The organism is Variovorax atrisoli 110B (genome assembly GCF_000382045.1).
In the GTDB taxonomy this organism is placed as follows: Bacteria; Pseudomonadota; Gammaproteobacteria; order Burkholderiales; family Burkholderiaceae_C; genus Variovorax; species Variovorax atrisoli.
In genome coordinates this window covers 1-14,535 of the sequence record NZ_KB907454.1, presented here as the reverse complement: position 1 = coordinate 14,535, position 14,535 = coordinate 1, and the positions used below count along the sequence as shown (strand labels likewise).

Genomic DNA, 14,535 nt, shown 5'->3' with positions numbered 1-14,535 from the left:
CGGTCTTTTCGTCTTCCTGCACGTGAGTCGTTCATCCCTCCATTCACGGACGATATTCGGCCTGAGTGCAGCCTGACATGGGTCGACTCGACGAACGAAATATCGTTACCGCATGAAATTCATCGCGGCGCTGTCATCGACTGTTTTCGAGGGCCCGTTAGGTCGTTCCCTGTGCCATTCGTGCACGTCCTCGGGAATATCGAATGAGAAAAGCACCTTCTTCTCTCCCCGCACTTCAGATTGCCGGAGTTCTGGTGGTGAGCCTGACTGCAGGCTGTGTCGTTCAACCGCCGGCTCCGGTGGTCCGCACCGTCGTGCAGCCCGCGCACGTCGCTGTCGCCGCACCGCCTGTCGTGAGCGTGTACGTCGATCCGCCGCTGTATCAGCCTCCTCCGATCGCGGTGGCATGGGCTCCGCCGCCGATGCTCGTGGAAGTGCCGCCGCCCCCGCCTTTCGCGGGCGCGGTGTGGACCGGCGGCTACTGGACGTGGCAGGGCAACTGGGTGTGGGCCGCAGGCCGCTGGTCCGCGCCCCCGCAACCCGGCTATGGATGGGTGCAGCCTTACTACGAGCACCGCGACAACGTGGTGGTCTTCGTCGCAGGCCATTGGTCGCCGCCGGGCGTCGCGTTCGTGCCGCCGCCGCTGGGGCTGAGCCTTGCAGTGTCGGTGGCGGCAGCCGGCGTGGTGGCAGGGATCGCTCCGATCGGGCCACCTGGCGTGTTCGTTCCCGCGCCTCCCGGTTCGCGGCTCGGCCTGATCGTGCCTGCCCCGATCGGTACGCCGCCGGCGGTGGTCGTCAGCGCGCCGCCGGTCAACAACGTCGGCATGCGCGTGCAGAACACCACGATCAACAGCGTGACGAACAACACGACGATCAACAACATCACCAACGTCACGAACATCAACAACAACAACAGCCAGACAGTGAAGGTGGTGGCGCCCGCCAGCGCGACCGCGAGCGGAAGGCCGTTCGAAGCCGCGATTCCGGCAAGTGCCCACCTTGCCGCTGCGCTCCCGCCCGTCGTGCGCGCGATGGCGCCGGTTCCGGCGAGCGCGAAGCCGGTCGCCGCGCTGCCGGCCGACCGTCAACCGCCGCCCGCGGCACGGTCGGCGGAGGCGCTCCGCCCTGCGGTTCCCGGCACTCCTGCCGCACAACAGGCTGCTGCGGCTCGCCCACCTTCGCAGCCGCAGCCGGCCTCTGCGCCTCAGTCGCGCCCTGAACCACCGGGCCGCCCCGAGGCGCAGGCGCATGGCGAGCCTCTTTCGCACCCTGCACCGCAGTCGCGTCCAGAGCCGCTCATGTCCGAGGCCCCTGCCAGGAGGCCCGAGCCTGCAGTGGCCTCACCGACGCCGGCGCAGGCCCGCGCCGAGCTGCCTCAAAGACCGAAGCCGCCCGCCGACGATGCGCGAATGGCGCATGAAGGGCGCCCGCCAGTTGCAGTGCACGAAGGAGGCGAGCAGAGGCTCCAGCGGCCACCGAGGCCGGTGTCGGCACCGGCTCCCGCACCGAGACCGCACCCGCCCGCGCCTTCGCATGGGCATCCCGAGCATCCTCCGGCTCCCCACGAACACGCCGCCGCCCCGCACAAGAAGGAGCACGGCCAGTAAGGCCGGTCAAGCCTTCCCACTGCACGCCGCCGCATCGGGCGGCGCTGGCCGCGTAGCGGCGCACCTCCCGGGTGCACCGCTACACGGTCTCGCCCCATCCCGAGGCATCCGCCTCCCTGCCCCCTTATTCCCTCGGTCCGCGCCTGCCCACGGCGAGCAGCGCAGGGACGGACACGCCCGTGAGCCCGCGCCGCACCCGACGCCAACGCGAAGACCTCAGGGATTACACCGATATATGAGTTCTCGAATGACCTTGATTGCGTTCGTTTTTTGTATACAAATAACGCACCCGATAATCCGGCGCGAAATTTGCGTCAAAACAGGTTCTGATCCACCCACCCGCAAGAGGTAAGACCATGAGCACAGTCGTCAGCCAGGCCCCCACGGGGGCGAGCGAAGCCGGCATTGCGCCGCACGCAGAATCGAATGCCGTCATCAAGCCCGGCTACCACCCGCGCCTGACCAACGAAGACCTCGCCCCGCTGAAGAAGCAGACCTGGGGACAGTACAACATCTTCGCCTTCTGGATGTCCGACGTGCACAGCGTGGGCGGCTACATCACCGCGGGCAGCCTCTTCGCGCTGGGCCTTTCGAGCTGGCAGGTGCTGGTGTCGCTGCTGGTGGGCATCGTGATCGTGCAGATCTTCTGCAACCTCGTGGCCAAGCCCAGCCAGGTGACGGGCGTGCCCTACCCCGTGGTGTGCCGTGCACCCTTCGGCGTGCTGGGCGCGAACATTCCGGCCATCATCCGCGGACTGATCGCGGTGGCCTGGTACGGCGTGCAGACCTACCTCGCCTCTGCCGCCTTCATGGTGCTGGCGCTGCACATGGCGCCCGGCCTGGCGCCTTACGCCGAGGTCACCAAGTACGGCTTCGCCGGCCTGTCCGCCCTGGGCTGGGTCGCGTTCATGGTCATGTGGGTGCTGCAGGCCTTCGTGTTCTGGCACGGCATGGATGCGATCCGCAAGTTCATCGACTGGGCCGGCCCTGCCGTGTACGTCGTCATGGCCATCCTGTGCGGCTGGCTGGTGTGGAAGGCCGGCTGGAGCAACATCGACCTGAACCTGGGCGGCATCAAGTTCCAGGGCTGGGACGCGCTGCCCGTGATGCTCTCGGCCATCGCGCTGGTGGTGAGCTACTTCAGCGGCCCGATGCTCAACTTCGGCGACTTCTCGCGCTACGGCAAGAGCTTCGAGGCGGTGAAGAAGGGCAACTTCTGGGGCCTGCCGGTGAACTTCGTGTTCTTCTCGCTGCTGACGGTCATCACCACCGCCGCCACGCTGCCGGTGTTCGGCGAGCTCATCACCGACCCGGTGCACACCGTGGGCAAGATCGACAGCACCACCGCCGTCGTGCTGGGCGCGCTGACCTTCATGATCGCCACCATCGGCATCAACATCGTCGCGAACTTCGTCTCGCCCGCGTTCGACTTCTCCAACGTGGCGCCGCAGCACATCAGCTGGCGCACGGGCGGCATGATCGCCGCGGTGGGTTCGGTGTTCCTCACGCCATGGAACCTCTACAACAGCCCCGAAGTCATCCACTACACGCTCGACGTGCTGGGCTCGTTCATCGGCCCGCTGTTCGGCATCCTCATTGCCGACTACTACATCGTGCGCAAGCAGCGCATCGACGTTGACGCGCTCTACAGCATGAGCCCCAAGGGCGAGTACTGGTACAGCGGCGGCTACAACCCGAAGGCGATCCAGGCGCTGGTGCCGGCGGCCATCGTGCCTATTCTTTGCGTGATGGTGCCGACGCTGCGCGGCGCCGCCAACTATGCATGGTTCATCGGCATGGCGCTGGGCTTCATCATCTATGCCGTGCTGAACCGCAGCAACAAGACCTGAACCACCGGTTAGTCAGATAGACAGAAAGAAAGGGACCGCGCCGTGCGCATCAAGATCATCAATCCCAACACCACCTGGAGCATGACCGAGAAGATCGGCGCCTGTGCCCGCGCGGTGGCGCAGGCCGGCACCGAGATCGTCGCGGTGAGCCCGGCCATGGGGCCGGTGTCCATCGAGAGCCACTACGACGAGGCGCTCGCCGTTCCGGGCCTGCTGCAGGAGATCGCGTCGGGCGAGCGCGACGGCATCGACGGCTACGTGATCGCCTGCTTCGGCGATCCGGGCCTGAAGGCCGCACGCGAACTGGCGCGCGGCCCGGTGGTGGGCATCGCCGAGGCCGCGATGCACCTGGCCAGCATGATCGGCAGCCGCTTCAGCGTGGTGACCACGCTGGGCCGCACCATCGGGCAGGCCTGGCACCTGGCCGAGATCTACGGCATGGAGCGCTTCTGCGCCAACGTGCGCGCCTGCGAGCTGCCGGTGCTGGAACTGGAGGAGCCCGGCTCGCGCGCCCGGGAGCGCATCGTCGAGGAGTGCCGCCGCGCGCTCGAAGAAGACGGCACCGACTGCATCGTGCTCGGCTGCGCCGGCATGACCGACCTGTGCGAGCACATCGAGGGCGTACTGGGCGTACCGGTGATCGACGGCGTGGCCGCGGGCACCAAGCTCATCGAGTCGCTGGTGACGCTGAAGCTGCGCACCAGCAAGCGCGGCGAGCTCGCAAAGCCCCTGCCAAAGCCCATCATTGGCGCACTCGAAGGCTTCACCCTCGCGCGGTAGGCCACAATCCGCGCATGCCCCGCGCCAGTTCCACCAGATCTCCTGCCCCTGCTGCCACCGCCGCCGTTCCGGAAGAGAACGGCGCGGCACCGGCCGACAAGAACAGCTCCATCGAGAGCATCGCCAACGACATCGCCACCGCGATCGTCGAGAAGCGCCTGCCGCCGGGCACCTGGCTGCGCGAGGAGGCACTGGGACGCGTGTATTCGGTGAGCCGCACCAAGGTGCGAGCGGCGCTGCTGATGCTGTCGAAGGACAAGCTCATCGAGATGATTCCCGACAAGGGCGCGTTCGTGAGCCAGCCTTCGGTCGAGGAAGCCCGCGAGGTGTTCGCGGTGCGCCGCATCCTCGAGAGCGAGGTGGTGCGCCTCTTCATCGCCAGTGCACGGGCGCGCGACTACCAGGCGCTCGAGCAGCACATCAAGTTCGAACGCACCGCGCTGCGCCAGAGCACCACCATGGGCACGGTGCGCGAGAAGCTGCTGGGCGATTTCCACGTGACCCTGGCCGAGGCCACGGGCAACCGCACGCTGGCCGAACTGGTACGCGAACTGGTGGCACGCAGCTCGCTGATCGCGATGCTCTACCACTCCTCGAACGACCCGCACTGCTCGTCGGACGAGCACGCGGAGTTCCTGCGCCTGTGCCGCAAGGGCGACGTCGAAGCCGCGGTGAAGAGCATGACCGAGCACCTGGAGCGCATCGAGGCCAGCCTCGAACTCGGCACCGAAAAACCCGACCGGCAGCTCGACCTGGTCAAGGCGCTGCTGGCCTGACATGCGCAGGAACCTCGGCCTCGCGCTGCGTCAGATGCGGCTGCTGCGCGGCATCAAGCAGGCTCACTTCGCTCAGCTGATGGGCGTGAGCCAGGCGACCGTGTCGCGCTGGGAGCGCGGACAGCTTGCGCTATCGCCGGCGCAGCAGGCCGTGGCACACCGGCTGCTCGCGGCAGCGTGCGATTCGGCGCAGGACGCCGCGCTGAAGCGGCTGGTCGAGTCGACCACGCGCAAGGTGCACCTGATCTGCGACCGAACGCACCGGCTGCTGGCCGCATCGCCCTCGCGCCAGTCCGAATGGCGCGCCGACGCCAGCGAATTCATGGGCCGCTCGCTGATCGGCTACGCCTCGCAGGAGATTCTCGAAGCCGAGGCCACGCTCGACGCTCTGGGCTGGCACGCGGGCGAGCTGTCGTCGCTGGAGATCGCCACCGGGCCGAACACCGACCGCGTCGTGCCGATCCTTCCCGGACGCGTGCTGTGGGAGCGCATCGCGCTGTCCGACGGGCGCGCGGGGCGCATCGTCACCACCGTCGCCTGACCCTGGCGGTGGCAGGGCGGCCCGTGCACCTGTCATATAAATACGGCATTCTGTAGCCCAAAAAGGCTACTTGCTTGTTTTCTTCCGCGCGAGAGCCGCCGACGAACAACCTCCACAGCATGCCCCGGCCCTCCCCGCCCAGCGCCCCGTCGCATCCTGCGATCGCTCCGTTCTTCCAGCCGATCGTGGACCTGCGCCAGGGAACGATCTTCGGTCACGAGGCCCTGATCCGCAGCGGCGCCGGCATCGCCCTTCCCGGCCCCGAGGCGCTGCTCGCACAGGCGGCCGCCGAATCTCGGCTGACGGGCTTCGAGCTGCACTGCGTGGAGGCGGTGTTCGCCCACTGGGGTCGGCTCGACAAGCCGGGCCGGCTCTTCGTGAACATGAGCGCCGACACCCTGATCGAAGCCATGGACGCCTCCGGCGGCGCCTGCCGGTTCGAACGCATGACGGCGGACCACGGCATCGCGGCGCGCGACGTGACGGTCGAACTCACCGAGCAATCCGCCGCTGCCGATGCAGCAGCGCTGCAGGATGCGGTCAAGGCGCTGCATGCGCTGGGTGCGCGCGTCGCGCTCGACGACTTTGGCCAGGGCCACTCCAACCTGCAGCGCTGGAAAGACCTGCAGCCCGACTTCGTGAAGCTCGACAAGCTGCTGACCCAGGGCATCTGCGACTCCCCGCAGAGCGTGGCGATGGTGCGTGCCATCGTCGCCCTGGGCACCGCGATGGGCAGCGAACTCATCGCCGAAGGCGTGGAAAACACCAAGGACCTGCGCGTGCTGCGAGACCTCGGCATCGCCCACGGCCAGGGCTTCCTGTTCGGCCCGCCGGCGCCGCGGCTGCTGCCGGCGCTGCCCGAGCCCGTATCGGCCGCCATCACCGACAGCCGCATCGCGGTGATGCCGCACGCATCGCAACCCTCGCAGCCCAATGTGCTGCGCAGCCTGTCGATCATCCAGGCGCCCGCACTCCACCCGCTGACGCCGGTCGACGAGGTCGCGGCCGTCTTCCAGAAGCACCCACAGCTGCATGCGCTGGCCGTGGTCGAGGGCGCGACGCCGGTCGCGCTGATCAACCGGCAGTCGTTCATGAACGACTATGCGCGGCTGTATTTCCGCGAGGTGCATGGCCGGCGTCCCTGCCTGGCCTATGGCAGCAGCACGCCCTTGATCGTGGAGCGCGAGGAGAACGTCGAGAGCCTGCTCGGCATCCTGATGTCGGAGGACCAGCGCTACCTGAACGAAGGCTTCATCGTGACGGAGAAGAAGCGCTATGCGGGCCTGGGCACCGGCGACCAGCTCGTGCGCGCGGTCACCGAGGCGCGCATCGAGGCGGCGCGGCACGCCAATCCGCTGACATCGCTGCCGGGCAACATCCCCATCAACATCCACATCGAACGGCTGCTCGACAGGGGTGCCGAGTTCGCGGCCTGCTACGCCGACCTGAACAGCTTCAAGGTATTCAACGACCACTACGGCTACTGGCGCGGCGACGAGATGATCCTGCTGCTCGCGCGGCTCGCGGCGCTGCATGCGGATGCCCATCGCGACTTCGTCGGCCACATCGGCGGCGACGACTTCCTGATGCTGTTCCAGAGCCCCGACTGGCACCAGCGCTGCGTGCGGCTGATCGAGGCCTTCAACCAGCAGGCACCCGGCCTCTACGACGAGGCCGACCGGCAGGCCGGCGGCATCGAGGGCGAAGACCGGCACGGCGTGGTCCGCTTCACGCCTTTCGCCACGCTGGCCATCGGCGCAGTACGCATCCCGCCGGGCATGTTCAGGCATGCCGAGGACGTGGCGGGCGAGGCCTCCATCGCGAAACACGACGCCAAGCAGGCGGCCTCCGGGCTCACGGTGCGCGAGGCCAGGCCGCGAGGCTGAGAATCGCGCATAACTTATGCGTGGACGGTCCAGGCGCCCGGCGATAGTCTCGCGGCCATGACCATCCTGATCACCGGCAGCGCCGGACACCTCGGCGAGGCGCTGATGCGCGCCCTGCGCTCGACCTCGCAGGACGCGCGCGGCATCGACATCGCACCCTCCGCCTTCACCGACCGTACCGGCTCCATCACCGACCGCGCCTTCGTGCGCGACTGCATGAGGGGCGTGCGCAGCGTCATCCACGCCGCCACGCTGCACAAGCCGCACGTGGCGACGCACAGCCTGCAGGCGTTCGTCGACACCAACATCACGGGCACGCTGGTGCTGCTGGAGGAGGCTGTCGCCGCGGGTGTCGAGTCGTTCGTGTTCACGAGCACGACCAGCACCTTCGGTTCCGCGCTCACGCCCGCGCAGGGCATGCCCGCCGCATGGATCACCGAAGACGTGGTGCCGGTGCCCAAGAACATCTACGGCGTGACGAAGACATCGGCCGAGAGCCTGTGCGAGCTGTTCCACCGCAGGCAGCACCTGCCCGTCGTGGTGCTGAAGACATCGCGCTTCTTCCCCGAGGAGGACGATGACGCCGCAGCGCGAAGCCTGCATTCGCTGGACAACGCGCAGGCCAACGAGCTGCTACACCGCCGCGCCGACATCGAGGACGTGGTGGAAGCCCATCTTCTGGCCGTCCGCCACGCCCGGCACATCGGCTTCGGCCGCTACATCGTCTCGGCCACCACGCCCTTCACGCGCGGCGACCTGCCGATGCTGCGCGAGGACGCGGCCGCCGTGCTGAGCCGCCTCTTCCCCGAGGCAGAGGCACTCTATGCGAAGCGGGGGTGGACGCTGCCGCCGCAGCTCGACCGCGTCTACGTGAACGAGCTCGCGCGGCGCGAACTCGGATGGAAGCCGCAGCACGACTTCGCGCACGTGCTGCGCTGCCTGCGCGAGGGCCGCGATTTCCGCAGCCAGCTCGCGCTCGACGTGGGCAGCAAGGGCTACCACGCCGAAGTCTTCGACGAAGGCCCCTACCCCGTCGCAACGCACTGAAACAAATGGGGGCAAGGCCCCGCACCGGATGCGGGTTTTCCTGAATCCGGATTGTTGCATAAGTTGTATACAGTTTGGCGTACACAATGAGGTGTGCGCATGCCCAGCCGTGTCGCGCGCCTCTCCTCGATCAATCCCTCTCTCGCCGCAGCAGGAGACACACGATGACGGCCGACACCACTCCCTCCACAGTCCATCCCGTGGACCAGCGGCTTCCCACCGGCAAGCTCGCGGCCCTGGGCCTTCAGCACGTGCTGGTGATGTATGCGGGCGCCGTCGCGGTGCCGCTGATCGTGGGCCGCGCGCTCAAGCTCAGCCCCGACGAGGTCGCGCTGCTGATTTCGGCCGACCTGTTCTGCTGCGGCATCGCCACGCTGATCCAGGCGCTAGGCGCCACGCAGTTCTTCGGCATCAAGCTGCCGGTGATGATGGGCGTGACCTTCGCCTCCGTCGCGCCGATGGTGGCCATCGCCAACGCTAACCCCGGACAGAACGGCGCGCAGCTGCTCTTCGGCGCCATCATCGGCGCGGGCGTGGTGTCGATACTGATCGCGCCACTGGTCAGCCGCATGCTGCGCTTCTTTCCGCCGGTGGTCACCGGCACCATCATCGCGGTCATCGGCATCAGCCTGATGCGCGTGGGCATCAACTGGATCTTCGGCAACCCCGTGGGCCCGACCGCGCCGGCGCTGGTCGACCCGGTCTATGCGAAGTGGCTTGCGGAAGTGACCTCGCCCGGCAGCTCCATTCCCGCCGTGCCCAAGGGCTTCGCGATCCTGCCCACGGTGCCCAACCCCAAGTACGCCGACCTCTCGGGCTTCGGCGTGGCTGCACTGGTGCTCGTGTCGATCCTGCTGATCGTGAAGTACGCCAAGGGCTTCGTCGCCAACATCTCGGTGCTGCTGGGTATCGTGATCGGCGCCGTCGTGGCCTCGCTCACCGGCCTCATGACGTATGAGAAGGTGGGCAAGGCCGCCTGGGTCGACATCGTGCTGCCCTTCCACTTCGGCATGCCGCAGTTCGACCCGATCCTGATCCTCACGATGACGCTGATCATGATCGTGGTGATGATCGAATCGACCGGCATGTTCCTGGCGCTGGGCGAAATGACCGACCGCAGGATCAGCCAGAAGGACCTGGCGCGCGGCCTGCGCACCGACGGCCTGGGCACGCTGATCGGCGGCATCTTCAACACCTTCCCGTACACCAGCTTCTCGCAGAACGTGGGTCTCGTCGCCGTCACCGGCATCAAGAGCCGCTACGTGTGCGTGGCCGGCGGCATCATCCTGATCGTGCTGGGCCTGCTGCCGAAGATGGCGGCGCTGGTGGAATCGCTGCCCACGGTGGTGCTCGGCGGTGCGGGCCTCGTGATGTTCGGCATGGTGGCCGCCACCGGCATCCGCATCCTGTCGGGCGTGGACTTCAAGAACAACCGCCACAACGCGATGATCGTCGCGGTGTCGCTGGGCATCGGCATGATTCCGCTGATCGCCCCCAACTTCAAGCAGTGGATGCCGCATGCCATCCACTCGCTGATCGAATCGGGCATCCTGCTGGCGTCGGTCGCCGCGGTGCTGCTGAACCTGTTCCTCAACGGCGCGAAGCACGACGAGCAGGCGGTGATCGCTGCGGCCAAGCACGCGGACGCTCACTGAATACGGGATCGGTTGGCCGGACGCAGAGGACGCGAAGAATCCGAAAAGGGCGCAAAAAACACAAAGAAAGACCTACCTGGTATTTCTTTCGCGCCCTTGGCGAAACCTTGGCGCCCTCTGCCTCCGACCGTTCTGCCTTTCTCTGAGCCCTCAGATCATCGCCAGCGGCGTCTTGCGTCGCGGCGGCGGATGCAGGCGATCCAGTTCCGCCAGCGTCGCCGCGTCGAGCTTCAACTCGGCAGCGGCCAGATTCTCCTTCAGGTGCGCGCTGCGCACCGCCTTCGGAATGGCAACCACGCCGGGCCGCGCGATCACGGCGGCCAATGCGAGTTGCGCGGCGGTCACGCCAAGCCTGGCGGCAAGTTCGGCCAGTCCGTCGTCCTCCGCCAGCGCCCCCTGGTCGATGGGGCTGTAGGCCATCAGCGGAATGCCGCGCTCGCGCTGCCAGGGCAGCAGGCTGAACTCGGGTCCGCGTTCGCCCAGCGACAGGTAGACCTGGTTGGCCGCGCAGCCGGGGCCTTCGGCGCCGGTGGCTTCCTCGAGTTCTTCCATGTCGTCGACGTCGAAGTTGCTCACGCCCCAGTGGGCGATGCGCCCATCCGCGACCAGGGAGTGCATCGCCGCCACCGTCTCGCGCAGCGGGTGGCTGCCGCGCCAGTGCAGCAGGTAGAGGTCGAGGGCGTCGAGCCCCAGCCGCTTCAGGCTGCGCTCGCAGGCGTCGCGCGTGCCGCGCCAGCTGGCGTTGTGCGGATAGACCTTGCTGACGATGAAGAGCTCGTCGCGCCGCACGTCGTTTGCGCGCAGTGCTTCACCGATCGCCTGGCCGATCACGGTCTCGGCCCCGCCCTCGCCGTACATCTCGGCGGTGTCGATGAGGCGATAGCCCAGCGCGATGGCTTCGCGCACGGCCTTGACCTCGTCGGCGCGGCGCTTCGCGTCTTCGCCCATGCGCCATGTGCCGAGGCCGAGTACCGGCATCTCGCCGCCGGTGGGGAGTTGAAGTGTTCGCATCGGCCCATCCTAAGAGGGATGCGCCCGCTTGTCAGCCGGACGAAGGCAGCCACACCGTCGCGCACAGGCCGCGTCCGCCCTCGCCATCGGACAACGCGATGCGGCCACCATGCTTCTCCAGCACCGACCTGACGATGGCCAGCCCCAGGCCGCTGCCCGACTGCGTCTGGTCCGGGTTACGGAAGAAGCGGTCGAAGACGCGCTCGCGCAGCGCGGGCGGGATGCCCGGCCCCTCGTCGGTCACCTGCAGGACGGCTTCCGATGCCTCGCGCCAGACGCGTACCTTGACCATGCCGCCATCGGGGCTGTACTTGATGGCGTTCTCCACGAGGTTGCCCGCCATCGATACGAGGCTCTCGCGCTCGCCATGCACCGCCACAGGCGTTGCCTCGTCGTGCGTGAACTCCAGCGCAATGCCGCGTGCCCGCGCGAGCGCTTCGACGAGGCGGATGCGGTCCTGCACCAGTTCGTCGAAGGCCAGGGTCGCGGGCGATGCGTCCCGTGGCATCTCGTCGCTTCTCATCAGCTGCTGCAGCTGGCCCACCAGCCGCGCAGCGCGGTCGTTGCTTCGCAGCAGGTTGGCCATGAGTTCGCGCTGGCCGGGGTCGGCGGTCTGCGCCTTCAGCGCCTCGACGTTCATCCGCATCGCATCGAGCGGCGTGCGCAGCTCGTTCGCCGCGTCGGCGATCAGCCCGCGCTCGCGCGATGCCCGGTCGCGCACGCTGCGCAGCAGGCCGTTGATGCCGTTCACCAGCGGCTGCAGCTCCTTGTGCGGCGGCTCGAAGGTCAGCGGGGAAAGATCGGCCGGGCCGCGCTCCGCGGTCTCCTTCGTCACCTGCCGCCACGGCCGCAGCGCGAGCATCACCGAAAGCCAGGCGGGGAAGACGATGAACGGCAGGCTGATGGCCAGCGGCAGGAGGTAGTAGCTGCGGTGCTCGATGGTGAAGTTCAGGCGCAGCACGTCGGGTTCGGCCAGCAGCACGCGCGTGTCCAGCAGCGGCGATGTCATCGCGCGGGCGCGCCACACGCGCTCGCCGGCACGCACCCGCTCCACCCGCCCGGGCATCTGCGTGTGCATGAGCGGCACGCTCGGCGTGGAGTTGTAGATGAGCCGGCCCTGCTGCCACACCTGCAGCACGGGCGCCCGGTCCTGATCGGATTTGAAGTCGCTCGACGTCTCCTGCAGCGCCATGTCGAAGGCCTTGAGCGTCTGCTGCTGCCGCGCGGGGTCGAAGGCGAGGTTCTGCGCGCAGGCCATGATGCTCAGGAATATCCTGTCGTAGCGCACCAGCTCCGGCAGGCGATTGGAGTCGTAGAGGAAGAACGCCAGCGTGGCGCTCCACAGCAGCCCCGCCACCGCGATCTGCGCGAACAGCAGGCGCCGCACCAGCGAGGGCTGGAGCCACCGTCGGATGCGGCGTGCGATCGCCTTCGCGGCAACGGACAAGAAGTTCATGGTTCTCCTGGCGAGCGTTCTCTGCGGAGCGCCTCGCGAGCGCGCGGAGTATCCGGCAGGGCCGCGCCGCCTGCTTCAGAAAGCCTTCATGAAGGAGGCTCAAGGGCCTTTGCGCGGCAGCCATCGGGAGCTTCAGCCTTCTAATTATTCGAATTCGAAGTCGGTTTCGTGACACGAGATTCCTCCATCCACAGAGGAAAACGCAGCTGCATGACCTTCTTATTTTGTCAAGGCCAACTGGGTGCGAACCCCCTGCGCGGGCCCGTTTCTCGCTTCTAGAATTTTTTCGAAAGCCCGCGTCACGAGCGCCGGTGTCCCCCGAAACGAACGAACTTTGAACAGGTTGAGTCAATGCAGAAAAAGCATAGGATTGCCGTGATTCCAGGAGACGGCATCGGCGTCGAGGTCATGCCCGAAGGATTGCGCGTGCTCGACGCGGTCGGCCGCCGCTTCGGCATCGACTTCTCCTACGACCACTTCGACTGGGGCTCCGACCACTACGTGCGCACCGGCCTGATGATGCCGGCCGACTGGGCCGACAGGATCCAGGGCCACGACGCCATCTACTTCGGTGCCGTGGGCGCACCCGACAAGGTGCCCGACCACATCGCCGTGTGGGGCCTGCTGATCAAGATCCGCCGCGACTTCGACCAGTACGTGAACCTGCGCCCCGTGCGCCTGATGCCCGGCGTGCCCGGCCCGCTGGCGCACCGCAAGCCCGGCGACATCGACTTCCTGGTGGTGCGCGAGAACACCGAGGGCGAATACACCTCCGTGGGCGGCCGCCTGTTCGAGGGCACGCCGCGCGAGATGGCGATCCAGGAAGCGGTCTTCACCCGCACCGGCGTGGACCGCATCATCGACTACGCGTTCCAGCTGGCCAACCGCCGCAAGCGCAAGAGCCTGACGGCCGCGACCAAGTCGAACGGCATCTCGATCACCATGCCCTACTGGGACGAGCGCCTGGCCGAGATCTCCAAGCGCTATCCCGAGGTGGCGACGAACAAGTTCCACATCGACATCCTGTGCGCGCACTTCGTGCAGCACCCCGACTGGTTCGACGTGGTCGTGGCCTCCAACCTCTTCGGCGACATCCTGTCCGACCTGGGCCCGGCCTGCACGGGCACCATCGGCATCGCGCCGTCGGCCAACCTCAACCCCGAACGCAAGTTCCCGTCGCTGTTCGAGCCGGTGCACGGCTCGGCACCCGACATCGCGGGCAAGGGCATCGCCAATCCGATCGGCCAGATCTGGTCGGCCGCGCTGATGCTCGACCACCTCGGCGGCGACGATCCCGTGTACGCGCAGGCTTCCGCCGCCGTGCTCTCGGCCATCGAGACCGTGCTGAGCGAAGGCCCGCGCACCCGCGACATGGGCGGCACGGCCAACACGGTGGACGTGGGCCGCGCGATCGCCGAATGCATCTCGGCAGCATGACGCCCTGCCTTTCCCCTAGCGACCTGAGAGGCTGAGATGGGCCTGTTCCTGCTGAAGCGCACGCTGACGCTGATCGGCACCCTGATCGGCGCCTCGGTCATCGTCTTCCTCGTGCTCGAGATCCTGCCCGGCAACGCCGCGCAGATGCTCATGGGCCCCGACGCCTCGCCCGAGGCCGTCGCCGCCCTGGCCACCAAGCTCGGCCTCGACCAGCCCGCATGGACGCGCTACTGGCACTGGATCGGCGGCCTGCTCACCGGCAACCTCGGCGACAGCTACGCCTACAGCTCGCCGGTGCTCGACCTGATCCTCGAACGCCTCGCCCTGACCGTGCCCCTGGCCGTGCTGGCGATGGCCTTCACCGTCGTGATCGCGCTGCTGGTGGGCGTGACCGCCGCGGCCCGCCACAACAAGCTCGGCGACGTCGGCCTCATGGGCATGGCCCAGGTCGGCATCGCCATTCCGAACTTCTGGTTCGCCATCCTG

At 67.6% G+C, this 14,535-nt stretch carries 12 protein-coding genes; 10 read left to right on the top strand and 2 right to left on the bottom strand.

The genetic code is table 11. From position 1 onward, the window contains the following. Window positions 1–257 precede the first annotated feature (257 nt). From G369_RS0116235 to G369_RS0116200, 8 genes are all read left to right on the top strand, one after another. Window positions 258–1,610, top strand: coding sequence for a hypothetical protein (locus G369_RS0116235; protein ID WP_132752723.1), 1,353 nt, complete (start codon window positions 258–260; stop codon window positions 1,608–1,610). A gap of 356 nt (window positions 1,611–1,966) precedes the next feature. Continuing rightward, a complete protein-coding gene (locus G369_RS0116230) occupies window positions 1,967–3,460 on the top strand; it encodes an NCS1 family nucleobase:cation symporter-1 (RefSeq protein ID WP_019655069.1) in 1,494 nt (497 codons plus the stop codon). A 42-nt stretch (window positions 3,461–3,502) separates the two neighbouring features. Next, window positions 3,503–4,240: an aspartate/glutamate racemase family protein gene (locus G369_RS0116225; RefSeq protein WP_019655068.1), complete on the top strand. Its 738-nt coding sequence runs from the start codon at window positions 3,503–3,505 to the stop codon at window positions 4,238–4,240. Window positions 4,241–4,254: 14 nt separating this feature from the next. Continuing rightward, on the top strand, window positions 4,255–5,016 hold the full coding sequence (locus G369_RS0116220) for a GntR family transcriptional regulator (RefSeq protein ID WP_019655067.1): 762 nt from the start codon (window positions 4,255–4,257) through the stop codon (window positions 5,014–5,016). A 1-nt stretch (window position 5,017) separates the two neighbouring features. Then, window positions 5,018–5,557 carry a helix-turn-helix domain-containing protein gene (locus tag G369_RS0116215; RefSeq protein WP_019655066.1) on the top strand — a complete coding sequence of 180 codons (540 nt, stop codon included), beginning with the start codon at window positions 5,018–5,020 and terminating at the stop codon, window positions 5,555–5,557. A gap of 119 nt (window positions 5,558–5,676) precedes the next feature. Continuing rightward, window positions 5,677–7,443 (top strand): EAL domain-containing protein, encoded by a 1,767-nt coding sequence (locus G369_RS0116210; RefSeq protein WP_019655065.1) that lies wholly within the window; start codon window positions 5,677–5,679, stop codon window positions 7,441–7,443. A 57-nt stretch (window positions 7,444–7,500) separates the two neighbouring features. Then, the gene (locus G369_RS0116205) at window positions 7,501–8,490 is read left to right on the top strand and encodes an NAD-dependent epimerase/dehydratase family protein (protein ID WP_019655064.1); all 990 of its coding nucleotides are present in this window, start codon (window positions 7,501–7,503) and stop codon (window positions 8,488–8,490) included. Between the two features lie 164 nt (window positions 8,491–8,654). Beyond that, complete coding sequence (locus G369_RS0116200) at window positions 8,655–10,145, top strand: nucleobase:cation symporter-2 family protein (protein WP_019655063.1); 1,491 nt, start codon at window positions 8,655–8,657, stop codon at window positions 10,143–10,145. A gap of 150 nt (window positions 10,146–10,295) precedes the next feature. Here the strand turns inward: G369_RS0116200 and G369_RS0116195 are convergent, their stop codons facing one another. Both G369_RS0116195 and G369_RS0116190 read right to left on the bottom strand, forming a co-directional pair. After that, entirely contained in the window at window positions 10,296–11,156 is an 861-nt protein-coding gene (locus G369_RS0116195; protein WP_019655062.1) for an aldo/keto reductase, read from the bottom strand. A gap of 31 nt (window positions 11,157–11,187) precedes the next feature. After that, window positions 11,188–12,612 (bottom strand): sensor histidine kinase, encoded by a 1,425-nt coding sequence (locus G369_RS0116190; protein ID WP_020723098.1) that lies wholly within the window; start codon window positions 12,610–12,612, stop codon window positions 11,188–11,190. 351 nt (window positions 12,613–12,963) lie between these two features. Between G369_RS0116190 and G369_RS0116185 the strand changes: the two genes are divergently transcribed. Further along, entirely contained in the window at window positions 12,964–14,049 is a 1,086-nt protein-coding gene (locus G369_RS0116185) for a tartrate dehydrogenase (RefSeq protein WP_019655060.1), read from the top strand. A gap of 36 nt (window positions 14,050–14,085) precedes the next feature. After that, window positions 14,086–14,535: ABC transporter permease (locus tag G369_RS0116180; RefSeq protein WP_019655059.1), on the top strand; the 450-nt coding region annotated here is incomplete at its 3' end.

Coding starts and splice junctions, on each gene's coding strand:
- G369_RS0116230 (WP_019655069.1), top strand. CDS start 1,967: ATGAGCACAGTCGTCAGCCAGGCCCCCACGGGGGCGAGCGAAGCCGGC.
- G369_RS0116220 (WP_019655067.1), top strand. CDS start 4,255: ATGCCCCGCGCCAGTTCCACCAGATCTCCTGCCCCTGCTGCCACCGCC.
- G369_RS0116215 (WP_019655066.1), top strand. CDS start 5,018: ATGCGCAGGAACCTCGGCCTCGCGCTGCGTCAGATGCGGCTGCTGCGC.
- G369_RS0116210 (WP_019655065.1), top strand. CDS start 5,677: ATGCCCCGGCCCTCCCCGCCCAGCGCCCCGTCGCATCCTGCGATCGCT.
- G369_RS0116205 (WP_019655064.1), top strand. CDS start 7,501: ATGACCATCCTGATCACCGGCAGCGCCGGACACCTCGGCGAGGCGCTG.
- G369_RS0116200 (WP_019655063.1), top strand. CDS start 8,655: ATGACGGCCGACACCACTCCCTCCACAGTCCATCCCGTGGACCAGCGG.
- G369_RS0116195 (WP_019655062.1), bottom strand. CDS start 11,156: ATGCGAACACTTCAACTCCCCACCGGCGGCGAGATGCCGGTACTCGGC.
- G369_RS0116190 (WP_020723098.1), bottom strand. CDS start 12,612: ATGAACTTCTTGTCCGTTGCCGCGAAGGCGATCGCACGCCGCATCCGA.
- G369_RS0116185 (WP_019655060.1), top strand. CDS start 12,964: ATGCAGAAAAAGCATAGGATTGCCGTGATTCCAGGAGACGGCATCGGC.